17 protein-coding genes and 3 pseudogenes are annotated in these 22,730 nt (G+C 59.1%); 8 read left to right on the forward strand and 12 right to left on the reverse strand.

What is annotated here, in order from left to right:
- Positions 1-325: 325 nt before the first annotated feature.
- A pseudogene (locus CK222_RS23915) lies at positions 326-664 on the reverse strand (ATP-binding protein); the annotation flags it as partial.
- Here CK222_RS23915 and CK222_RS31875 point away from each other — a divergent pair.
- The 3 genes from CK222_RS31875 to CK222_RS23925 all read left to right on the forward strand — a co-directional run bounded on the left by CK222_RS31875 (position 602) and on the right by CK222_RS23925 (position 3,998).
- Complete coding sequence (locus tag CK222_RS31875) at positions 602-865, forward strand: hypothetical protein (RefSeq protein WP_141247117.1); 264 nt, start codon at positions 602-604, stop codon at positions 863-865. The pseudogene CK222_RS23915 and the gene CK222_RS31875 overlap by 63 nt on opposite strands.
- 256 nt (positions 866-1,121) lie before the next feature.
- Positions 1,122-2,897: a CocE/NonD family hydrolase gene (locus CK222_RS23920; protein ID WP_095802096.1), complete on the forward strand. Its 1,776-nt coding sequence runs from the start codon at positions 1,122-1,124 to the stop codon at positions 2,895-2,897.
- A gap of 42 nt (positions 2,898-2,939) precedes the next feature.
- The gene (locus CK222_RS23925; RefSeq protein ID WP_095802097.1) at positions 2,940-3,998 is read left to right on the forward strand and encodes a C45 family peptidase; all 1,059 of its coding nucleotides are present in this window, start codon (positions 2,940-2,942) and stop codon (positions 3,996-3,998) included.
- A gap of 1,113 nt (positions 3,999-5,111) precedes the next feature.
- Here CK222_RS23925 and CK222_RS23930 read toward each other — a convergent pair.
- The 6 genes and pseudogenes from CK222_RS23930 to CK222_RS23950 all read right to left on the reverse strand — a co-directional run bounded on the left by CK222_RS23930 (position 5,112) and on the right by CK222_RS23950 (position 12,079).
- Positions 5,112-5,504 (reverse strand): hypothetical protein, encoded by a 393-nt coding sequence (locus tag CK222_RS23930; RefSeq protein ID WP_095802098.1) that lies wholly within the window; start codon positions 5,502-5,504, stop codon positions 5,112-5,114.
- Positions 5,505-6,518: 1,014 nt separating this feature from the next.
- A complete protein-coding gene (locus CK222_RS23935; RefSeq protein ID WP_095802099.1) occupies positions 6,519-8,165 on the reverse strand; it encodes an MFS transporter in 1,647 nt (548 codons plus the stop codon).
- Positions 8,166-8,514: 349 nt separating this feature from the next.
- Positions 8,515-8,673, reverse strand: a complete 159-nt coding sequence (locus CK222_RS31880; RefSeq protein ID WP_176477730.1) for a hypothetical protein — start codon at positions 8,671-8,673, stop codon at positions 8,515-8,517.
- Between the two features lie 262 nt (positions 8,674-8,935).
- On the reverse strand, positions 8,936-9,163 hold the full coding sequence (locus CK222_RS23940) for a DUF982 domain-containing protein (RefSeq protein WP_245433235.1): 228 nt from the start codon (positions 9,161-9,163) through the stop codon (positions 8,936-8,938).
- A gap of 313 nt (positions 9,164-9,476) precedes the next feature.
- A pseudogene (gene pmtA, locus CK222_RS23945) lies at positions 9,477-10,064 on the reverse strand (phospholipid N-methyltransferase PmtA); the annotation flags it as partial.
- Between the two features lie 362 nt (positions 10,065-10,426).
- Positions 10,427-12,079 carry an MFS transporter gene (locus CK222_RS23950; protein WP_095802100.1) on the reverse strand — a complete coding sequence of 551 codons (1,653 nt, stop codon included), beginning with the start codon at positions 12,077-12,079 and terminating at the stop codon, positions 10,427-10,429.
- A 364-nt stretch (positions 12,080-12,443) separates the two neighbouring features.
- Here CK222_RS23950 and CK222_RS33025 point away from each other — a divergent pair.
- Positions 12,444-12,688 (forward strand): annotated as a pseudogene (locus CK222_RS33025) (IS6 family transposase); the annotation flags it as partial.
- A 750-nt stretch (positions 12,689-13,438) separates the two neighbouring features.
- Here CK222_RS33025 and ehuA read toward each other — a convergent pair.
- The 5 genes from ehuA to CK222_RS23980 form a co-directional block, all read right to left on the reverse strand.
- Positions 13,439-14,245 carry an ectoine/hydroxyectoine ABC transporter ATP-binding protein EhuA gene (ehuA, locus tag CK222_RS23960; RefSeq protein WP_095802101.1) on the reverse strand — a complete coding sequence of 269 codons (807 nt, stop codon included), beginning with the start codon at positions 14,243-14,245 and terminating at the stop codon, positions 13,439-13,441.
- A 2-nt stretch (positions 14,246-14,247) separates the two neighbouring features.
- Complete coding sequence (gene ehuD / locus CK222_RS23965) at positions 14,248-14,916, reverse strand: ectoine/hydroxyectoine ABC transporter permease subunit EhuD (RefSeq protein ID WP_095802102.1); 669 nt, start codon at positions 14,914-14,916, stop codon at positions 14,248-14,250.
- Positions 14,913-15,578 carry an ectoine/hydroxyectoine ABC transporter permease subunit EhuC gene (ehuC, locus tag CK222_RS23970; protein WP_095802103.1) on the reverse strand — a complete coding sequence of 222 codons (666 nt, stop codon included), beginning with the start codon at positions 15,576-15,578 and terminating at the stop codon, positions 14,913-14,915. Before ehuC ends, ehuD begins: the two co-directional genes overlap by 4 nt.
- Positions 15,579-15,636: 58 nt before the next feature.
- Positions 15,637-16,482: an ectoine/hydroxyectoine ABC transporter substrate-binding protein EhuB gene (ehuB, locus tag CK222_RS23975; RefSeq protein ID WP_095802104.1), complete on the reverse strand. Its 846-nt coding sequence runs from the start codon at positions 16,480-16,482 to the stop codon at positions 15,637-15,639.
- Between the two features lie 181 nt (positions 16,483-16,663).
- Positions 16,664-17,842 (reverse strand): M24 family metallopeptidase, encoded by a 1,179-nt coding sequence (locus CK222_RS23980; RefSeq protein ID WP_095802105.1) that lies wholly within the window; start codon positions 17,840-17,842, stop codon positions 16,664-16,666.
- Between the two features lie 424 nt (positions 17,843-18,266).
- Between CK222_RS23980 and CK222_RS23985 the strand changes: the two genes are divergently transcribed.
- The 4 genes from CK222_RS23985 to CK222_RS24000 all read left to right on the forward strand — a co-directional run bounded on the left by CK222_RS23985 (position 18,267) and on the right by CK222_RS24000 (position 22,649).
- Positions 18,267-19,559, forward strand: a complete 1,293-nt coding sequence (locus tag CK222_RS23985; protein WP_095802144.1) for a methylaspartate ammonia-lyase — start codon at positions 18,267-18,269, stop codon at positions 19,557-19,559.
- Positions 19,556-20,707 carry a CaiB/BaiF CoA-transferase family protein gene (locus CK222_RS23990; protein ID WP_176477731.1) on the forward strand — a complete coding sequence of 384 codons (1,152 nt, stop codon included), beginning with the start codon at positions 19,556-19,558 and terminating at the stop codon, positions 20,705-20,707. Before CK222_RS23985 ends, CK222_RS23990 begins: the two co-directional genes overlap by 4 nt.
- An 11-nt stretch (positions 20,708-20,718) precedes the next feature.
- A complete protein-coding gene (locus tag CK222_RS23995; RefSeq protein WP_095802145.1) occupies positions 20,719-21,603 on the forward strand; it encodes a CoA ester lyase in 885 nt (294 codons plus the stop codon).
- Positions 21,604-21,713: 110 nt separating this feature from the next.
- Positions 21,714-22,649 carry a LysR family transcriptional regulator gene (locus tag CK222_RS24000; protein WP_095802107.1) on the forward strand — a complete coding sequence of 312 codons (936 nt, stop codon included), beginning with the start codon at positions 21,714-21,716 and terminating at the stop codon, positions 22,647-22,649.
- Positions 22,650-22,730: the final 81 nt, after the last annotated feature.

Raw genomic sequence — 22,730 nt, forward strand, 5'->3', positions numbered from 1 at the left:
AATAGCCCCTTCAAGGAAGCAAAATCCGCACAAAATCAATAACAAACGAGCAAAATCAGCCAGCCAGACGCGGCCGATAAGTCTTGCTCGGCCGGCGCCAGTCGATCCCTGCAGGACGAAGGAAAGCAGCTGCTGGCGTTTGCGGCGCTGCGGCTGCGGCTTCGCGGGCTTGCACCAGATCGCGGACAGCCTGATGGACCACGTCCGGCACCCACACCCTGATCAGTTCGCCCGCCCGATGCAGTCGCTGTCAATGCCGCTCGAATCTTCCCCAAAGTGCCGAAGTAAAATTCCCCAGTTTCGCCGCTCAGGCTGTCACGGAAGGTTATCCATTTTTCGGCGGCCTGCCGCGTGGTCGTGGTGGTGCGTTGAGCGTGGGCGGCGTGATGGAGGCCTTTGATCGCAGGTATTCGGACATGAGCTCGGCGTGTTGGCGGAGCCGATAGCTCGATCCTTCGATCTGGACGACGACGGCATGGTGAAGCAGGCGGTCGAGAAGTGCGGTTGCGACGACAGGGTCGCCGAAGACCTCGCCCCATTCGGCAAAGCCGCGATTTGAGGTGAGGATCATTGCGCCCTTCTCGTAGCGGGCGTTGACGAGTTGGAAGAACAGATTGCCGCCACCGTGGATGACTGGCAGGTAGCCGATCTCGTCGACAACGAGGGCCGCTGCAGAATTTGGACAATCGAAGCCCGGGTGAAATCAGCGACCGGAAGGCAGGAAGCACTGGCAAATCCCGGCGTCAACCGCGATTCCGACTCTATTAACTTATTCGTACCGTCCGTTAATGCCGCAACCTGCACCAAATATGCGGAAGAACTCAATCCTTATCGCCGCGCCGCAGTCCGGTCTAAAGTTCAATGAGCGATTCAAGGACCGGGTCGCTGTGTGATACAAGCCGCCTCCGCGATCGCGACGAACGCCGAAGTTGCCTAAGGGGCGTACTGTTGCTCATTCGCGATCAGTCCATGACCAAAAAATGTTGGACGCAATGCTGTGGCAGGCGCCAAGTATCCAAGTCGCCAGAACGAGCTACCCGCTCGCCGGAATGAGCCTATCTGCGGATCGGACGCGATAATTTCGATGCATTGTGGAACGACGTCGCGATGAGGAGAACTGCATGGGCCTTTCGTCTCTGGAAGCGTCACATTCGATCTTTGCCTATGACTTCGATGGTGCTGCCGCTGCCAAGGCCTACAAGGTCGGCCCGCTGAAATCCACTTACGTGACTATGCGCGATGGCGTAAGGATTGCCTTGGATATCGCCCGTCCGATGGGTGACGGTGGTAACATTAAGCGCGACACCATTCTTGCGATGACGCGCTACTGGCGTGGGGTCAAAGAGGGTCCGCCCCATGAGTTTGTAAGCCGGCTTGTGCCGCATGGCTATGCTGTGGTCGTTGGGGATTCTCGTGGCTCCGGTGCTTCTTTCGGCCAGTGGCCCTATCACCGTGCACGCGCTGAAACGCTCGATTTCAGCGAAATACTTGACTGGATAGCGGCCCAGCCCTGGTCTACGGGTCAAGTGATCGGCTACGGCCTGTCCTACACCGCCAACACGGCGGACTGGATGGCGGAGCGAAATCATCCGGCGCTGAAGGGCATCATACCGCGGTTTGCGGACTACGATTCTTACGAAGACTGTTATTTCCCTGGTGGAATTCCCAACCTCTTCGTCGTGAAAACCTGGGCCGAACTCGTCAAGCAGCTCGACCGCAACGCAGCAGTTCTCGCCGATGGTCAGAAGTCGCCTGGCGTTCGTCCGGTAGGCCCCGGCGGCGAGGCGGACCTTGCCGCGGCACTGCGTGATCACGAGCGCGCGGTGCCCATTTCCGAGGGATTCCAGCAGGTGACGTTCAAGGATGATCGTCCGACCACTTGGGGAGGAGCCTCCATGATCGAGTGGAGCACCCAGGAAGTAGCGGACCGGATCTCTCGCTCAGGGACACCAACCCAAAACTTGGCGGGCTGGTTTGATAGTGGAACGGCGCAAGGTGCAATCCGTCGCTTTCTAGGACAGTCAAATCCGATGAACGTGATCATCGGTCCTTGGAATCATGGTGGCGATTATGCCTATGATCCCCTCCGCGACCCTGGTGAGACGATCGTTCCAACCATCGTGACGCAGCACGCAAATGACATCCGCTTCGCCGACTTGTGCTTCAACGGCCAAGCTGCCCACGAGCAAGGGAAGATCCTTCACTACTACACGCTCGGCGAAGGTGCATGGAAGTCGACCCGGTCGTGGCCGCCCCCGGCCACCTCTCAACGGTGGCACATGGCAAGCGGCTCCCGGTTGAGCCCATCGCCCGGAGAGGCAGGATTCGACCCGCTTCAGGTCAACCCTACAGCGGGTGACGTTGAAACGAACCGATGGGCAACGCAGATTGATTGCGGACAGGTGGATTATGGAGACAGGCGGCAGTTCGACGGTCGTGGCCTCGCCTATACAGGCGAGCCGTTGACGCATGATCTAGAGATTACCGGACATCCTGTCGTCCACTTGAACGTAACATCGACACGTGAGGACGGTGCATTTCTAGTGTATCTAGAAACCGTACGGCCGGACGGGATGTCCCTTTACCTTACGGAAGGTCAACTGCGCGCCGTGCACAGGAAGGTGTGGACCGCTTCACCGTTCCGGGTACTTGGTCCGCAGCACAGTTATCTTAGACGCGACGCCGAGCCACTCATTCCGGGCGAGGCCGCCATCCTCACCTTCACGCTAAATCCAATATCTGCATTCCTACCGGCGGGTCACCGCTTAAGGGTGGTTCTGGCCGGCAGCGACAGGACTACATTTGCTACTGTGCCCGCCGACGGCCGGCCACCGTTCCTCAAGTTCCATCGTGGTACGGCAGGCTGTTGCATTGACCTGCCCGTTATTGAGGCCTGAGCAGAAGCCGATATCTTCGAAATCACACAAAACGGAAGTGCAATGTCCAGAAATACTATCTCCAGCGTCCGCGCCAAGGGCGACGCCTTCTCCATCGGCGTCGCCCTCGGGCGCGCCAGCGCCGGCTTCCTCGAACAAGCGCAGCGAAGCGAGCAAGATCGTGCACTGGAGAAGCGCTGGCGCGGATCAGACTATCTGAAGACGCTGGAATCAGCGGCTCGCGCGACCTATCCCCGCTTTGTGCGCGAGATCGAGGGGATTGCTGCGGGCGTCGGGCAGGATTTCGAAACGGTCTTCCTCCGGAACTGCTGGGGCGACCTACAGCTTCCCGAAGACGTCTCCCCGGCAACGAAAGCGCTCGCCACCACGGGCTGCACTTCCCTCCTCATGCCGCGGGAAGGTGACGGCCCTGCAGTAATTGCCCATAACGAGGACGGCGATCCCGAGATTCTCGGCGCCTGTCTCTGGGCCGAGGTCGAGCCCGATGAGGGCCCGGCTTGGAGCGGCTTCATGTACCCCGGCCAGTTGCTGGGGCACACATTCGGCTCGAACGAGGCAGGGCTCGTCCAGACTGTCAACAACATCAGCGCCCATGATCTTCAGCCGGGCGTGCCGCGGCAGATCATCTGCCGCGCGATCCTCGATGCGAGAAGTCTGGACGAAGCAGTCGAAATCCTAAGGCGGAAGGATCGTGCCAGCGGCTTCCATCACAATCTTGGTGAGGCGAAGACGCGCCGGCTCCTTTCTGTCGAAGCGCCCGCCTCAGGCTTCGCAGTTCAGGAGGTCGCCTCGCAGCGAGCCCACGCAAACCACCTGCTCTTCAGGGAACTCGACGGGCTGGACCAGACGATCACGCCGTCTTCCCGTAGCCGGCAGGAGGCAGCGGACCGGATGATCGCGGAAGGTGCGCTCACAGGCGGTCCAGAGGCGGTACTCTTTGATGAAACTACTCCGATCTATCGCGGCGAGGATCGACGGGACGATTACGCCCGGACCCTTGCCACGGCCGTCTTCGCGCTTTTCCCGGACCGTGTCGAATGGCGCGTGCACGCCATGCCAGAGGAGCGCAACGCTCTGAGCGGGACGGTGCGCGTCGTCTAATCCGCTGCCGCCTTTTTGCCCGCTATCCAGCCATAGCGATCAGCTTCAAACTATGCTTTATTTATATTGTAGGCGATAGCGGTGAAGCGAATTTGGCACCTGCCTTAGCAAGCCTTCGCCATCACATCCGGCGAAGGCCGTAGATCCGATTCCAGCCCGAAGATCTTCTCAATCCGGCCACGAATGCGGCGGATCGGTTGGTTCCAGTGCCAGTGTTTCGGCTTCGTCCTGTACGTACATACGGTGGCGACCACCCTTGGCACGCACCGCGTCGAAATGGTTGCCGCCGCTGTCGGTAAACCTCCGTCGGTATTGCAGGCATACCATCGGGCCTTGCCCCGATTAATGTTGGCGGGCGTGAGGCGATATAGCCTCTACCAGAGCTGCATCGGCGTCGACAGACCCCTGTTCGTCATCTTCGCCGGCCGGAGGCCTCGTGCATCGACAAGTGCGTGTTCCAACGATTCCGGAGAGTCGCCGACACAGAAATCCGGTACAGGCCTTGGATCGAGGCGCACAATGCCACCTACAGGTTTTTTGGGTGACGCAGCTTCTGACAGCGACAACACCAACGCGCGGTGATCAAGGCTTGTCCCTTCGATCGATGGTCAATCGCTCTTATACGGATATGGCGCGACAGTACAGGCGCAGTTTTTCCTGCACGCCCTCGAAAGCCCGGCTCCCAAGTCAATTCTGCTTAGTCAAGCTGTCCGCTCCGAGGGGCGCACTCCAAAGACCGGGTAAATCTTGCCATGGCTCAACAGGAAGGATCGAATCTCCTGGCGCTTGCGGGTTCGATCCTTCACCGCAGCCTCGCGGGCGCGGATAAGGCACGCATTGCCGCGTCCCTAGCCTCCATGTCAAACACGGCTTAGATCTGTCACTTCGTCTAGGCTTTCTGCTTGCTCCAGCGGCGTGACAGAGAGCGCAAGGGATACCGTGTGCGACGATCCTTGTCGATTGTCACAGTGGCACCGAGGTCAAGCGGCTGCGGTCCAGAACGGGCAAGCAACATCCAAAAGCTCGGCAGCCAGCAAAGTCTCAGAAGCCGACTGCCCGCGCGATCGGGCTGCTTGTGCCAGTAGCCAGGGCGCCAGTCGGGGAGCCAGGTGGTCAAACGGTACCCCGTTGGCCGCCTCTATCAGCGCCAAAGACCCATAGTGGATCAGCTCCTCGCCAGATCGCTCCCCATGCCCAGTTCCGAGCCCAGAGAGCTTCGCCAAAACGCCTCGGGTCCAGGTGTGTGAGCGTACAAAAGGCCACCGCGCGTCGTGATTCCGCCTCGTCATTCAACGCAATCTCGAACAACCAATTCCAAGCTTCATCGCTTAAGGGCCAGCGAGACACCATAAGCATGGTAAGCAAACTGCTGACCGTGTCCGGGTTCGCCCCCTTAAACTGGGAAATCACGGTGTCGGCTTCGTCGGCCGAGAGTTGACCCAAGATCTCCTCGTAGGTCAGATCGTCACCCAGGCCGGCCGACAGGGCGTGCTCGAACTGCGCCAAGGCGCAGGTCGGCTATCTCCATCATCATGAGATTTGAAGCGGCGGAAGCTCGCGACACGATCGAGGCGATCAAGACCACTTGTCTGAATTGCATGAAATCAAGCTCGTGGCGCTCGATCGTCGCCTGCCAAGGAACGCCGTCCCAGGCACGAAGCGGTCATGGCCCTGCTGGTTTATCGAGAGAGGAAGGCTGCAAAGGCGGAACCGAGCCGGCCATCCATATTGGCGCACGAATGGCCAAAGGCTCAACTGCTGCGCGCTTCACCCTGAGGACAGCAGATGGCGAAGGCTCCGGGCCCGCGAACAATTCGTGAGGGTGCCTCGAGTGCGACGCCGGCCCTCCATTTCTGGCCGACGATCCGTGAACTTGCCGTGCGCACATCGTGCCGTCGCTCTACTGATCGCGACATTTGCCATCGCCCTCTTCCAACCGGCCGAACCTCCCGCGCGCCGGGTCGATGATGATGATTATCCCTCTGGAAATGGCCGTTGTGACGGTCTGAGCCGCCTTGAAGCGTTGTGATCTCCATCACTTTACGCGGACATGCGATTCGAAAATACGACAGAAGATGCACAAACCGCCTGTTTGGCGTAGAGCTTTTCAGCAACCAAAATCCGAAACAGCAGTTACTCCAGCCGTGAAGACCACCCTAAGCCGCGCATCGGGCTGCAGGTGCGATCGCCCCTGCCGCAGATTTGTGCAAACGAAAGTCTTAGGAAAGAAACTGAACCGCTTGTCCTTTTCGGGTAAACAAATTTGACCGCCGTTCCCTGCCTCCCCTCGCTAGCCACCATCTAAGGGGATCACGCCGTCGGCCAAATCGCCACCAGCACCGCTAGCCCGCCTGCATACAGCAAGTTGTATCGACGACTTTTTTGCTGGCGCGCGGAGGCGTGTCGGTACCGGAACGACAACCCATCATTTGGATCTTCCCCAGTCTGCAGCCGTCCGCATCACTCGCGAATTCGGATTCTAGATGCGAGAGTGCCCGTGCAGTTCTCTCTCAACATCCTTTAGGGACGCGACACAAAAGGCACGGGCTGGACTTCGCTGCCGGAGGCCGGACTTGTCGACCGCTCGATCGAAAGCGCGACATGAGGAGGAGCCTCACCGGCCTGCAGGGCGGCGAGGCGCTCGTCTAGCTCCCTGTCAGCCACGGTGAGCCGATGGTTTAGACGAAGATAATCGGTCCATGTCGGGGTGCGGAACGTCTCGGTCCACAGCGCGGGCTTCTGAAGATTTCGCTGCAGCGTCCAATTGCGCGCGCCGGCGCGGCTCTGGACGCGCCGCCTTTCGCGCATGCAGCGCAGAAATGCAGAGATGTTCGCTTCGGGGATCAAATACTCGACCTTGACCACGATCGGACCGCTCCTTGGCCTTAAAGTGAGTGCCAGTTCGGGCGGAATGAAGTCGGCCGCCCCCTGGTCCGATTCTTCCCAAAGTTCGATGGGCAGCACTTTTCCCGCCGCCGCAACCAGCAACAGTGCCACTGCAGCGCCTTCGAATGCCCATGTCAGGGAATGGTTCTGCGCGACCGCACCCCAAATCCAGCTGCCGGCCGCCATGCCGCCATAGGTCAAGGCATAGTAGATAGACAGAGTGCGACCGACGACCCACCTTGGGCTTGCCAACTGCACACACACGTCGGTTCCGGTCCAGGTGACAACCCAGCCGGCGCCACCGATGGCAAGCGCGATCGCCGCCACAGCAACCGACGATGTGAGGGCCAGCAAAAGGCAACAGGCCGCGCAAGCAACGGATGCAAGCGTGACCAATTTCTCTTGCGAGGCGATGCGTCTCAAATAGCCATTGCCCAGTCCGGCGATGAAGGCGCCGGCGCCGAAACCGGCCAGCAGAACGCCGTAAACGAGTGGGCCGCCCGCCAGCTGATCACGCACCAGCAGCGGGAGCAGAGCGAGGATCGAGATGCTCGCCAGCCCAAACAGGGTTGCACGCGCAATCGCGAACCGGATCTCCGAGGAGATCGCCGTGAAACGCATGCCATCGCGGATGGCAGTGATCATCCGTTCGCGCGGAAGAGGCGAAGACCGCACGTGCCATTTGGAGCGCAAGACAGTGTTCAATGGGACGAGATCGCTCAGCGCCGCCAAGGCGAAAGCGGCCAAAGGTCCCAGCAAAGCCAAGATTATGCCGCCTAGCGCCGGCCCGATGCTTCGAACAACGTTGTAACCAACCGACATCAGCGTCACGGCAGCGGGTATCTCCCGCTTTTCAAGGATATCGCCGACGGAGGCATGCCAGGCCGGATCATTCAAGGCAAAGCCGCACCCGGCCAGGAAACTCAAGCCCAGGATCAACCACGGACTGACGAAACCCAGCGCGACAGAGAGAGCCAGCGTGGTGGACGCCAGCGCGATCAGGCAGTGTCCGGCAAGCATCACCCCGCGGCGGCTGAGACTGTCGGCAATCGCCCCGGCAAGGATCGACAGAAAGAAGGCGGGCAGCGTCGAGGCTGCCTGCACCAGCGCAACCATCAGATCGGAGGCTGGAATGGTGGCCATAAGCCAGCTGATCGCCACGCTCTGGATGAGCCAGCCAAGGCTGGAAATCTGCGTGGCTGTCCAGATCGAACGAAAGACCGAGTTGTTGAGAGGGATCAAAGTAGTCGCCGCAAAGGGCGAGGAATTTTCAGGGCGCATGACGTTCTCAACCTCCCTCACTGCTGACAGCCGGGCCTTTGGCGCTCAGCTGCGTCACAACCAAGTTCGTTCTCGCGCTCTCGACACTGGAGAGATTTCGCATCGCCATGCCGATGTGCATAATGGCGCCGATTGGGTGTAAGCTGTTCGGGGTCGCGCAACCCGGTGGGTGCGGTCAGTTCTGCCCTGCGATCTCAGCTTTGGATGGTGCTACCGCGGCGAGGGGCGGCTTGTCAAACGGTCGCCGGCTGACAGGGTCAACCGGCTCGACCCGCGGCAAAAACGGGAACGGGCTGCGCCTAGGGCCGAGCCGTTTTTCACCCTTGGCATCGGACAAGAGCCCAGTGGGTCATGGAGTGGTATCGCGGTTGTTCAGCGCCTTCTTGATCTCTTCGAGCGTGTCGGTTCCGTTTTCGAAGAGCGCCATGATCTTTGCTGCCAAGGCCTCACGTTCGGGGCTGTCCGGCGGGAAATGGCCGCCGAGCTCCGCGAGCGCCTTGCTGAGCATTTCCAGTTGTTCTGGACGTGCGAAACTATGGTGCGGCATGGCAGACCTCCCTCAAAGCGGCTGAAGCCATTCACTATGTCGCCCGCCGCATTATCGCAGCCCGCGTGTCAATCGAACAAGCCGCTTTTGCGAGCCGGCGCTATGCGCTATCTCAAAGCGCCGGAACACATACCTGTTCCGTGTGTGAACCCGTTCGCGCACCGCTCCTCCAAGTCGCCCGAATTCCTCGAGCACGATAGATTCACCCCTCCCACGCGAAACCCTAAGCCAAAAGCTTTTTGCACGCGGCGATCCACTGCCTGGCCGACATCGGATCTTCCAAGATCGCGGCGCTCGTAGCGGATTCCAGAAAAGCCTGGTGTGCAGCGCTTACGGGTTGGTGCCCATCATATGCATCACAGCACGGCTGAAGGGCCGTCTGGTGAGCGAGGTCCTTTTGCTCCTCGGGCCAGTTATTGAGAAAATCGACGGCGTCCGCAGCGTTCGCAATCTCTGCACGATATCAGGCAGCACGCTTGCCGAAGATTGGGCTGCTGAAGTCCTCCGCGTTCATTCGGTCCTTCCAAGCAAATGAACTCTCACTGTGGGCCCGGCCCGGCAATCGTCGCAAATGTGTCGTCAAGACGGTGACCATTCAGGGGCCCAGCCCTCTCGTTCCACTCTCGACGAGACCGACTAGCCGCATCTGCAACAGCTGCACCAGTGCCCAGCGCCGGCTCAGCTCCAGGTTGGCCTGCCTACTGCCCTGCTTGAGCGCGATCGCGCGGAGCAGCAGCCGAACCGGCCATGCGGCGTCCGACGGCCCGCCGGTATGTCCAAAGCTGCGCGGGTGGAATGTTGCGAACGATGAAATCATAGTGCGAAACAACGTAGCGGTCCGGCATCTTGTTCACCGGAGACAAAGGTCCGTAGGTGATCTGGATGACAGGCGCGCCAGCAGGAATGCGCGCCAACAAATCCTCAAGCAAGGCAACGCGCTGCTCCATCGGAAAGCTCAGCATGGGCACTGCACTGATTACACAGTCGAACTGTTCGGCTTTCCGCTCCGCTAGCACCTCGTCCAGCGAAAAGGCGTCGCCCAATCGAACATCGACATCCGGAAAGCGCCCCCGCAGACGGTGATAGAAGTCCTCGGAATATTCCACTGAAACCAGCTGCTGCGGCTTGATGCCCGTTTCCAGGATTGCCTTGGTGATGACGCCAGTTCCGGCGCCAAGCTCAAGAACCGGCAGTCCGGACGCTGGCCTGACCACGCTTGCCATGCGCCGTGCCGCATGAACCGACGTCGGCATGAGGGCGCCGACACCTTTCTTGTCCTTTTGCCAGCACTTGAAGAATTGCACTTCTTCTTCAAATTTTCGGCCGAGGCGCTCCTTCAATCGAAAGACCATGTTCGCTCCCTGAGGCGGGCTGCCCGGCCGCCTGACGGGCGTATGTCTGGACAATTCAGGCAGCATTTTCAAGATGCTGACCGCGGCCCCGTGGAGAACAAAAATCATAAAATCGATTAGCTGCGGGACAGCACCATCGCGGTTCGCTTGCACTTCGCCAGGTTCCGTACAAGTACCGGCTAGACAGCTCAGCACATCAGCGCTTTTGGACGCGCGAGGCGCCTTCGGCAACGCAGTGATTATCTGGAACGGAGGCAAAAAGACAAATGCATTGAGCTGCATCTGTTTGAAGCCGCAAAGCGCGGCAAGCAAGCCCGTCCCCGCGTCGTCTGTCGAGCAGAGAAGTGTTGCGTTTGCTTTGATCACCGCCGGAAAGAGAAACTCGTCGGCTGATCCCGTTTGCGGGTCGCCTCGGTCGGGCGCTCAATGGCAAGCCTTTGACGAGGCGGAAGCTCGCCGGCATGCAATTCGCGAAGGCGCTGGTCCAGTTCTTTATCCACCGATGTCAGGCGATGGTTCAAGCGAAGGTAGTCCATCCAGGTCGGCGTGCGGAATGTCTCGGTCCACTGCAACGGCTCCTGCAGGTCGCGCTGAAGGTTCCAGTGCCGGGCGCCGGCGCGGCTTTGCACCCGACGTCGTTCCCGCATCTGATCGAGAAATTGCTCGAGGTTCGCTTCCGGGATGGCGTACTCGATCTTGACCACGATCGGACCGCTCCTCGACTTCAGGTCGAGGGCGAGTTGCGGGGTCTCGAAATCAAGCGAATCCTGATCGGACTCCTTCCATTGACGGATTGGCAACAGGAGCCCGGTGGCGGCAACCAGCAGCAAGGCGCCGGCGGAACTCTCAAGCGCCAGCGTGAGGGAATAGTTTTCGGCCAACACGCCCCATAGCCAGCTTCCGGCCGCGATGCCTCCTGACGCAAGCGCAGAGTAGATCGAGAGCGTACGCCCGACGACCCAGCGGGGGCTCGACAGCTGCACGCTCACGTCAAGTCCCGTCCAGGTGACGACCCACCCTGCCCCGCCAAGGGTCAAGGCAATCGTCGCCACAAAGATCGAAGGCGTGAAAGCAAGAGCCAGGCAGCAGGCGGCGCAGGAGATGCACGCCAGCGTGGTCAGCCGCTCCTGCGACAGCTGCCGTCTCAGCGCGTTATTGGAAATGCCCGCGCACAGGGCACCAGCGCCAAATCCGGCCATCAGGACACCGTAGACGATTGGTCCTCCCCCCAGCTGATCGCGCGCGACGAGAGGCAGCAGCGCCAGGATGGAAATGCTTGTCAGTCCGAACAGAGCTCCGCGCGCGATTGCCGCCTTGATCTCTCCCGACAGCGCCGTGAAGCGCGCGCCGTCATGAATGGCGGTGGTCAAAGGCTCTCGCGGAAGAGGCGAAGACCGGCCGCTCCATTTGCAGAGGCCAATGACCCAGAGCATGGCGAAATAGGTCAGCGTCGCCAAGGCAAAGGCGGTCAGCGGGCCGAAGGAGGCGACAACGATGCCACCGACTGCCGGCCCCACGCTTCGCATGGCATTGTAGCCGACCGAGATCAGCGTGACGGCGGCTGGCACCTCGCGCTTTCGCAGAATGTCGCCAACCGAGGCGTGCCATGCCGGATCGGTGAAGGCAGCGCCGCATCCTGCCAGACAACTGCATGCGAGGATCATCCATGGATTGTATATTCCCAGCCCCACAAGGGCGGTCAGCATGATTGACGACAATGCTATCACGCACCAGCCGATCGCCATGACATGCCGGCGGCTGAAATTGTCGGCAATGGCGCCGGCAAAGATCGACAACACGAAGACGGGCAGCGTCGTGGAGGCCTGCACCAGGGCCACCATCACGTCAGAGCTGGAGATGGTTGCCATGAGCCAGCTGACCGCGACGGTCTGAAACAGCCAGCCCAGGCTCGACACCTGCGCGGCGAGCCAGACCGCCCGGAAGGTGGAGTTCTGCAGTGGAGCGAACGTCGCCGACGAAACTGAAGCCGCGTCCGCGCGCACCACGCTGCTCATTTGCCGAGCCTCTCAAAATCGTATGAGGTTAAGTTCGAGATTTCCCTTGCCGCAATTGCCCATGGAGCGTGGCAGGATCAGGGCATTATCAGCGTAAGGTCCAGATTATTTTTCAGGAAACTGCCCATTTCGCTGAAACGAACTGTCACCTGGAGCCCGACGATTATGGGAGACCGGTCGGCGGCGATTATGATGGCCGGTGGAAGGCGGCGCCGAGTGGTGTGATTTGGGTCTTACCGGGTCGGTTGTCTGGCAACCGGCCAGCGAGAATTATCGGAGTGTAACTGTCGCTGTGGCATTGTGACGGGCTCTCTCGCAAACCTTTCGGCAAGCAGAATATGGCATGGAGCGTTGTCCTCTGCTAATGGAGGAGCACGTGATATTCACGGGCCGTCATGTCGACCAGTCGGTGGTTCTCCTGTGCGTGCGCTGGTACTTGGCCTACAATCTGAGCCTGCGTAATCTAGAAGAGATGATGGCCGACGCTGCTTGAAGGTCGACCACTCCACCGTGCGTCGCTGGGTCGCTCACTTCTCGCAGCTGCTGCTGGAGCGCTTCAACCGGTGCAGGCTTGCGGTTGGCAGCGAGTGGCATATGGACGAGACATTCGATCGTGGACGACATAGTCGGCGGCGCTGCGAGCGAGCCCCTTGGTAGCCCGCTCACGATGCAGGGTCTTGATGAGGTCGCCGCCCTCGCCGATGGGCCACAGGGTTGGCCTCGAGATCATCGTCCACGCGCCATTGGCCTGAGCCGATCTCGGCCGCGAGACCAATCCGTTCGAGCTTGGGGAGGCGACCCTGGTGCAGGATCTGGCGAAGACCTCGGCACCAGGCTCGACTGAGTCGCTGTCGATCATTTCAACACCGGTCATCCGCACACGCAGTCATGGTCTGCGGCAAAGATGATCGACGTGGGAATCTCGTCATCGCGAGGGAGTCCTATTGGGTGGTTCACGTCGAGGCGTGGCAGCGCAGCGGCCGACGGAATATTGCCGGGTGCACCGCCTGACGAAGGACACGCTGGCTGAAGTACTTTGCGGGCAACGACGCAGTCGTAAATCAGGCGGGATTGCGCCGTCAGAAGCCTCCTGGAAGAGCGTGCGAAGCGGCAGAAAAAGCGAGCTCAGCGGCGCTTTGAGATAAGCACCGATGTGCGCAACCGTGGTGTCCAGGCATTCTGGGCGATGCATGTCGAGGCGATTAATTGGAGCGGCATGGGCGTTCGCGAATACGCCACGGCGCTGCATCTGTCGCCGTATTCGCTGCTGATCGACTGGACGAGGCGAGGTCGAAATCACCCAGTGCGCCCTGCGCAGAAAAGCTGAAGAACTTACCGATTAAATTACGGTGCGAACGACTAAATCGCTTCCTTCACGGCGGAAAGAAACTGCTTGGTGCGGTCTCGCTGAGGGCTGCCAAACAAAGTTTGCGGAGGGGCCTGCTCTTCGATCGAACCGCCATAGAAGAAGCAAACGCGATCAGAAATGTCGCGGGCGAAGCCCATCTGATGCGTCACCATGATCATCGTGAGATTGTGTTCCGAAACCAGTTTCCGGATCACCGCTGTCACCTCGCCGATGACTTCGGGATCGAGGGCGGACGTGACCTCGTCAAATAGCATCACTTTAGGCCGCATCGCTAGAGCGCGAGCTATGGCGACGCGCTGTTGCTGTCCACCTGAAAGCCGGGAAGGATGCTGGTCACGCTTGTCGATCATACCCACCATCTTCAGAAGCTCTTCGGATCGCTCAAGCGCCTCTTTCCTCGACAGTCCCAAGACCTGCATGGGACCTTCCATGCAGTTCTGGATCGCGGTCATATGGGGAAAAAGATTGAATTGCTGGAAACACATCCCGATCGATGAACGAATCTTCCGTTGGTATCGTTCGTCTGCCGGCACAAGGACCCCATCGCGGGCCATATGTGTCAGCGGCTTGCCATCAATGTAGATCACACCATCGTTGATCGTTTCGAGCGTCATCAGGGCTCGCAAGACCGTTGTCTTGCCCGACCCCGAGGGTCCGATTATGGTGACCATCTCCCCTTCGGAAACGTCAAAATTGAGGTGGCTGATGACGTTGAGCTGTCCATAGCTCTTGCTGACGTTCATGAATCGCACCATCGGGTGGTCATGCTCGGGCAACTCAAGTGGATAATCGCTCATCGTTACAGTCCTAGTCCCAGCCGCAGCCGGCGTTCGAACAGCCTGAGGAGGCCGGCTGTCGGAAGCGAAATCAACAGGAAAATCAAACCAACCAGTGTATAGGGCTCCAGGTAGCTGTAGTTCTCGGACCCTATCGCATTGGCTGTGTGCATAAGTTCCATGACGCCGATCACCGACAGCATGGGTGTATCCTTGAGGATGCCCACGAGGTAGTTCCCGAGCCCAGGCACGGCAGGCGCAAGTGCTTGCGGAATGATGATGCGAACGTAGGTCACCCGTGGCGACATGTTCAGCGCCCGGCACGCTTCCCATTGACCACGAGCAACTGAATCGAGGCCGCCCCGGTACACTTCTGATAGGTAGGCCGAATAGTGCAGCCCGATCGCGATGATCCCTGATGTCCAGGGGGACAGGACTATCCCGAATTGGGGTGCGACATAGAAAACAAAGAAAATCTGCAGGACGAGCGGCGTGGAGCGGATGAATTCAACGAATTCCCTGACGGCAAACGTCAGGAGGGGCCACGTTGTCCGTTGCGCGAGCGCCAGCAACAAACCGGCAAGGAGCGCGACCGCATACCCCAGTCCGGCTGCAATCAAGGTATTGAGGGTAGCCCACAGCAACTTTGGCAGGATTTCCCACGTAAAATCCCAACGCCAGTTAAGCGTCATGCCCTTCCAAGCCTCCGAGCCATCAAGCGTTCAGCCCAGCGCATCATCGGCGTTATGAAGAGTCTGGCGAGAATGTAATAGATAATCAGAGCTGTTCCAAAAGCCTGCACCGACAAGTAGGTCGAGGCGTTGATCTGCCGTGTCTGGAACATAAGATCGGCGACGGAGATGAGAGACACCAGCGCGGTTGCCTTAAGCAGTTCGATCAGGAGATTACCCCAAGGTGGAAGCATGATCGCCAGCGCTTGCGGCAATATGATCCTGCGCATTCTCACACTATGCGGCATCGAAATCGCGGTTCCGGCTTCCCATTGTCCGCGCGGAACCGCCTCAATGGCGCCGCGGACGATCTCTGCGCCATAGGCACCGATATTGAGCCCAACGGATATGTAGCCGGCGATGAATTTCGGAAGAGTTATGCCAAAAAGCGGAAGAACAAAGAATATCCAGTATAGCTGAACCAGGAGCGAGGTTCCGCGGAAGATTTCTATGTAAAGCACGCTTATACTGCGGACCAGCCGGTTCCTCGATAGCTTGCCGATGCCTGCGATCGCGGCGGCAGCTATAGCGACCAGTGCGGCAAGCAGGAATTGCGCGCATGTGACCAGCGTTCCCTGGAAGAGCACCTGGCCATAGGTTTGGAGGAACTCCAGGAATGACATCCCATATCCTTTGTCAAACACGGCCGGTGGGCAAGCCTCCCGGCCGTGCGTTGCGCGGTCAGCGGTTGGCGCAAACCCAATCCGCGCTCTTGTCGTTTGGTAGCAGCTTCGCGTCGTAGCCATAAGGCTCGACGGCCTTCAGCATCTCGGGAGTCCCAATGTATTTCTTCTGAGTTTCGTTGAATTTCTCGACAAAGTCTTTGTCCGAGCCTCGGAAGGCGATGCTCACCCAATTTTGGGTCGACTCGGGCATAGCATCCGGGTCTGTGACCTCGAGCTTGCCACCGGATTTGCCAGCCACTGATCGAGACAAAAGGTATCCGGATGCTCCAGCATCTGCTCGTCCCGCTTCAACCGCTGCAAGAATTTCCGTCTGCCCAGGCACTTGCATGATCTGGGACTCCGGCACTCCGGCCTTTTTAGCTTGCTCGATATTGCTGTATCCTATGCCAGTGACCATGGTCGCGCCCTTGGCCGCGACCTCACCGTAGTTGTGCAGCCCCTTCGGATTGCCAGCCTTCACGATAAGGGCGTCCGTCACCTTTGCCAAAGGTTCGGAGAAGGTAACGCTTTGGCACCTGGATTTGAGGATGTAGAGCCCCCCGGTAGCCATATCAAATCGTCCAGACTGCAGTCCCGGTATAAGTCCGCCCCAGTCTGTCACCACAGTCTCGACGTTTTCGTATCCCATCTGCTTCAGCACGCCGAGAGCAATCGCGTTTACGAACCCTACCGGGTTGCCCTTACTGTCCGGAAAAGCGAACGGCTCTTCGTTCGCGAACCCAATGCGAATTGATTTGCCAGCGGCGATACGGTCCGTCAATTCTCCTGCGTTAGCTTGCACGGCGGCAAAGGCGACGGCAAGGCCTAGGCCAGCCGCAATGTATGAGAGCCTGATCTTCATTTCTCGTTCCCTTCTTGTTTGTCTTCAATCGTCGAGCGGTGCCCGCAATGGGCGTTGCTGCTATGTAGACGCGTCTTGTGAGAGCTCACTCCTTTCTAGCCGAGTGCACGACTGGGTTGTGCAAATGGCCGCGCGCTAAGCGCCCGGCCGAAGCGTTGGCGCAAGTTGGTCGGTCGCATCATCAATCGACGACGATCAAACGCCGCTCCACATCGCAGAAACGCTGGCCACCTTTCGCCGTCACCACGAACGGTTCTGAGATGGCCGCGCCAAAATCGTCGAGCCAAACTCCGGACTGGAAGTGGAAGCACATTCCTTCCTGTAGAGGCGTTGTTTCGCCGGCGCGAATGCTGACGGTGCGTTCGCCCCAGTCCGGCGGATAACCGATACCGATCGAGTAGCCGACGCGGCTATCTTTGCTATAGCCGTTGCGCTTCAGTATACGTTGGAACACAGCGGCCACCTCTTCGACGGCGACGCCCGGTTTGGCCGCTTCGAGTGCGAGATCGCCACCTTCAACGATCACCGACGCCAGACGCGAGATCTCCTGTGGCGGCTGCCCGACATGGATCGTACGGGTGAGGGGCGTGTTGTAGTGGCGGCGTGCAGCACCAAGCTCCATGACCACCAGGGCTGACTCGGGGATAGCCTGCCCGGTCCATGTAAGATGACAAGTACTGGTCCCTTCACCAATCTGGATCAGTGGACACAGACCAGTATAGTCGCCGAATTTGTTTTCACCCAGAATCTGGTTGCGGTAAATGTCCCCTACAACCTCGAAGTCGCGAACTCCGGGCTTGAGTTTCGCAATCGCCTCCCACATCGTTTTGCTGATAATACGGCCCGCTTCTCGCATGTAGACGAGCTCGGCTTCCGATTTGACGAGCCTCGCCCAGTTGACAAGTTCCCGGCTATCCGAGATCTTCGTATTGGGCAGGCCCCGCACCAGGTGCTGGTGGGCTCGCGCCGTGTAGTAGTGAGTGTCGAGCTCGACTCCGATGCGGTCGGAACCCCAGCCTTTGGAAATGATGAGCCGGCACAAATCATCAAACGGATGATTTTCAGGATGGTGGACCAATGTCTCCGCGAACCCGACGATGTTCTCGGCTGGCAAGTTTGTTGTAACGGAAGCCGACTTTGCGTCGATCGGGCGCCCGAACCAGAAGGGCATGTCCTCATTGACATGGACCAGCACTGCCTGGGGTGTATAGAAGGACCAGCTGTCGTAGCCGGTAAGCCAGTACATGTTCGCTGGATCCTGGCAGATAAGGAGGTCAAAACCAGCCTTTTCCATCCGCTTCTTCACGTCATGTACGCGGCGGTCAAACTCCTCGCGCACAAAAGGTTTTTGATAGCTCATCCGTAAGATCCTTCTCGAAACTGAGTATGCGCGATCCGGAGTGCGCCCATTCTCGCGCAATTCTGGCGGCAGCTCGTGCTAGGCCGCAGCCCGGAGATCTTAATTCCCATTGTCACTCTGGAATCCCGCTCGTTCCTTGTTTTGTTCGCGTTGCGGGAGGCCAGACGAGCATTTGTCGCGAGCCATTCGCAGTCAAATGCAGTGTTTATATCGGCATCATCTCGCTTCGAGATGCTCCAATCCCCGGGCGGGGCTCCGCTTCGATGGCACTGTCGGAAAACCGCCCAAGCGCCTTGTATCCATCTGAAAACACGATGGCGCGCGTATGAAATTTATATTGGGCTTGGACCGCTTGCTCAGGTCTTAATCACCTGACGTCGGCATTCCAGCGTTGCAGGCGCACATCGTCAGGGCGAACGAGCAAGTGAAAATCAAAGATATCGTGTTGGCGCCGGGTACGGGCGCATTTTTCTATGATGACCAGGCTGCGATTCGAGCAGGGGCAAAACAGGACGGATTCCTATATCCTGGCAAACCGCTGACAGACGGCATGACGTCTATCAGGACGCCTGCGACTTGCCTCAGCATCGGACTGGTGCTCGCAGATGATATGATCGTCTGGGGGGACATGATGAGCGTCCAATATTCGGGCGCCGGCGGCAGAGATCCTCTCTTTGATCCTGAAAAGATATCTGGTGTGACAAGGCAGGTTGTTGCTCCTCGGCTTCTGCACGTCGACGCAAATTCGTTCCGTAAGGCTTGCGCTGAAGTCCTCGCCCCGACGGACGGTGCACGCCTGCCGCTGTCGCTGGAATACGGAATTAGTCAAGCGCTGCTGGCCGCCGCCGCGCACATCAAGCGCCAGACCATGGCGGAAATCATCTGCTCTGAGTTCGAACTGCCCCTGCCGACAAGCCGGGTGCCAATCTACGCCCAGAGCGGTGATGCGCGAGAGATCAATGTCGACAAGATGATCCTGAAATCAGTCGATATCCTGCCGCATGGCCTCATCAACTCAAGGCAAAAATTCGGTGTGGGTGGCCAAACCTTCATTGAGTTCGTGCAATGGGTGGCGGCCCGAACACAACTGATCGGCCATCCGGGATACCGGCCGGTGCTGCACTTTGACGTTTACGGCTGGATTGGCCTTGAACTCGGGCTCACCCCACAGATCATCGCCGACTTCATATGCCGAGTGGCCGAGTCCGTGCCGGATTTCGTACTGAACATCGAATCTCCGGGCGACTTCGGTTCGACAGATGCGCAGGTCGAGAACTACGCGCGGATCGTATCCCTCCTGGACGGCCGTGGGTCGAACGCGCGGATCGTCGTCGACGAACGCTGCAACACCCTCGAAGACATCAGGCGGTTCGCCGAGGAGCGTGCAACGCACCTGGTGCAGATCAAGACGCCTGACGTCGGCTCGATCGCAGATACAGCGCAGGCAGTGCTTATCTGCAAGCAAAACCATGTTGGAGCTTATGTCGGGGGCAGTTGCACCGAGACTGACCTGTCCGCCCGAGCGACGGTCCATGTGTCGGTCGCAACTGAGGCCGACATGATGCTGGCCAAGCCAGGCATGGGTGTGGACGAAGGCATGTCGATCGTCGGCAACGAGCAAAACCGTCTCCTCGCAATTCTGGAAAGAAAACGGGCGAGAGCTGAGCAGTCTGACCAAATTTCAGGCGGGCCCCTACCGCCGATGGTGCTGCGGTGATGAAAGCTCTTACAGGGATAACTGTCGTTGCGGTCGAGCAAGCAGTCGCTGCTCCTTATGCATCTTCGCGACTTGCCGACGCCGGTGCGCGGGTCATCAAGGTGGAACGACCTGAAGGCGATTTCGCGCGAAACTATGACAGCCTCGTTCAAGGACAAAGTGCCTATTTCGTATGGCTCAATCGCGGAAAAGAATCGGTCTGCCTCGACCTGCGCCTGGAAGCGGACCGGGAGCTTCTGGACGCCCTCATTGCGTCGGCGGACGTATTCATCCAAAACCTGAAACCGGGAAGCATAGCGAAATTCGGCTTCGGGTCCGCTCGGCTGCGCGAGAGGTATCCACGCCTGATTACCTGCGACATTTCAGGTTTCGGCGAAGGCGGGCCCTACTCTCATCTCAAGGCCTACGATCTCATCGTGCAGGCAGAAAGCGGCTTGTCCGCCATTACCGGGACCCCCGAGGGGGCAGCGCGGGTCGGAGTGTCGGTATGTGACATTGCGGCGGGCATGACGGCCCACAGTGCCATTCTTCAGGCGCTGTACAGCCGTCAGGTATCTGGAGAAGGTGCTGCCATTCAGGTTTCGCTCTTCGACGCAGTAGCGGACTGGATGAATGTTCCAGTGCTTCAACACGATTATGGGCATTACCGCACCTTGCGTTCCGGAGTGAACCATCCCTCGCTTGCACCTTACGGTGCCTACCGGTGTTCCGACGACAGGGTCGTCATCTTTTCGGTTCAGAACGACCGCGAATGGGTCAATTTCTGCGCTATTTTCCTGAACAAACCAGAGATCACCCGTGCCGCCGGCTTCGCCTCAAACATGGACCGGCTGGGCAATCGCGCGGTGCTCAATGAGATCGTCCAGGGCCGCTTTTGCGAAATGTCGAGTGACGAAGCCATGCGTGAACTTGAGGCCGCCGGACTTGCCTATGGTAGGCTGAACGAAATTGCAGAGGTCTCAGTCCACCCCCATGTTCGCAGAGCGCGGGTCGAGACACCCGGCGGTAACGTTGACGTGATCGCCCCGGCAGCCATTTTCGACCACGAAGCACTGGAGTTGCGTTCAGTGCCATCTCTGGGATCCCATACTTCCGCCATACGTCAGGAGTTTGGGTTGCTGCTCCATCAGGCGGAGACGGGTGGGTGAGAGCGACTGACATGGGCGAGAATCCATCCAGCGCTTCCGGCAAGCATCGTTGGCGCTCGCTGCTGTTTGTGCCCGGTCATCTTCCGAAGTTCGTCGACAAAGCCCACACGAGGGGCGCTGACGCTCTCGTGCTGGACTTGGAAGACGCCGTGCCGTGGAGCTCAAAAGCCGAGGCCCGTTCAAGTCTTGCCGGGAGCATAACTCGGCTGCGCCAGCAGGGTGCGTCGGTGCTGGTGCGCGTGAACAATGGTCTGCGTGCGCTCTCCGCGGATCTGGACGCGGCAATCGTTGATGGTGTTGAAGCCGTTGTGTTGCCCAAGGTCGAGTCAGCCGAGTGGATTTGCGCCGTTGCCGAAGAGATGCTGACGCTCGAACAGGAACGTGGTCTGCCGCCGGGGGAAATACGGCTGGTCCTTCAAATCGAAACGCCGACCGCATTGCCCAGACTCCACGCAATCGCATCAGCGCATCCCAGACTGGTCGCAATGGCCCTTGGTCCAGAGGATTTCAGTGCGTCCGTCGGTGGACAGCCGATACCTGATCTGCTCTCGGCGCCAAGTCTCGCGGTTCTATTTGCTGCCCGCGCTGGAGGCCAGCTACCGCTTGGCTTCATAGGAAGCATCGGGGATTTTGCGGATCTTCCCAAATTCAGAGACACCGCCCGCCAGGCTAGAAAACTCGGCTTTGCGGGCGCCTTCGCCATACATCCTGCCCAGGTCGCAATTTTGAATGAAGAGTTTTCGCCACCGGCTCATGAACTTGAATGGGCGAGACGTGTCGTGGAGGCAGAACAGGCGGCCAGGTCACAGCACTTGGGGGCGTTCGCGGTGGATGGAAAGATGATCGACCGCCCCGTGTTACTGCGTGCGCGGGCGCTGCTTTCTTTTGATCCCTGACGCCGCAAGCTCGCCGGAGGCTGCTGTCCGTCCAGCAACCTGCATGGTCCCTTCCGTGCCATCTGATTTCAAGATAGGTTGGTGCCGGAGTAGAGTAGGTCACGCTCAAGTTGGAATTCAGGCAGCTCAAATATTTCGTCGGCGTCGTCGAGGCGGGCAGCTTCACGAAGGCCGCGGCAATGCTGAACGTCGCCCAAAGTGCGCTCAGCCTGCATGTCCGGCAACTCGAAGAGGGGTTTGGTACTCAGCTTCTGATCCGTGACAGGAGTGGCGTTACCGTAACGCCTTCCGGGGCCAAGCTGCTTGAGCGCGCTCGCATCGTTCTGAACGAAATCAGAATAACGAAGGCCGAGATGAATAGCACCGCGGCAACTGGAGAGGTGACCATTGGCATCCCTTCGGGCGCCGCGCGTGTTGTCTCGGGGCCGCTGCTCGAGGCCGTCGGCAAGGAACTCCCGTCAGTGACCTTGAAGATGGTCGAGGGAATGACCGGGCCTCTTGAAGAGTGGATGGCAGCGGGTCGGTTCAACCTGGCCATCCTTTATCGGACCGCAGACGCAATTGCTGGCCTTCCCATCCTGGCCAAGGAAGATTTTTGCCTCGTGGCTCCGCCCAACAGACCGCCGTTCTCTGACGTGGTCGCACTGTCGGACCTGCATGCGTTTCCGCTCGCGGTACCCATGAGAAACAACAATGTGAGACGCTCTGTTGCCGACGTCGTTGCCCAGCATGGATGCCGCCTTGACGTCAGGTTTGAAGTGGACTCTTTATCGACGATCATCAGCATGGTTATCGAGGGGAAGGCGTATTCGATCCTCACCCCTTCGGCCGTCCACAGGGAAGCACAGCAAGGGCTGGTGCGGATGGTTAGAATTGTCGATCCGGTGATTACGCGTTCGGTGGTCCTTGCGGTGAACCCCAAGGATGAAAATGCCCCGGCAGTTGCAGCGGTGCGCAAGCTTATACCCGGCATTGTGCGAACCTTGATTGAAAGCGGTCAATGGCCGGCCAAACTGCCGACAGAAGGCTCCAGCGTCCGAGTTTGAGCTCGCCGCATCTGGCTTCAAGATGGCAATCGGCAAAAATCCATATTTGACGTCGCGACGCAGTCAATATGAAAGTGCGGT

Origin of the sequence: Mesorhizobium sp. WSM3866, from assembly GCF_002294795.1 — a bacterium.
GTDB lineage: Bacteria > Pseudomonadota > Alphaproteobacteria > Rhizobiales > Rhizobiaceae > Mesorhizobium.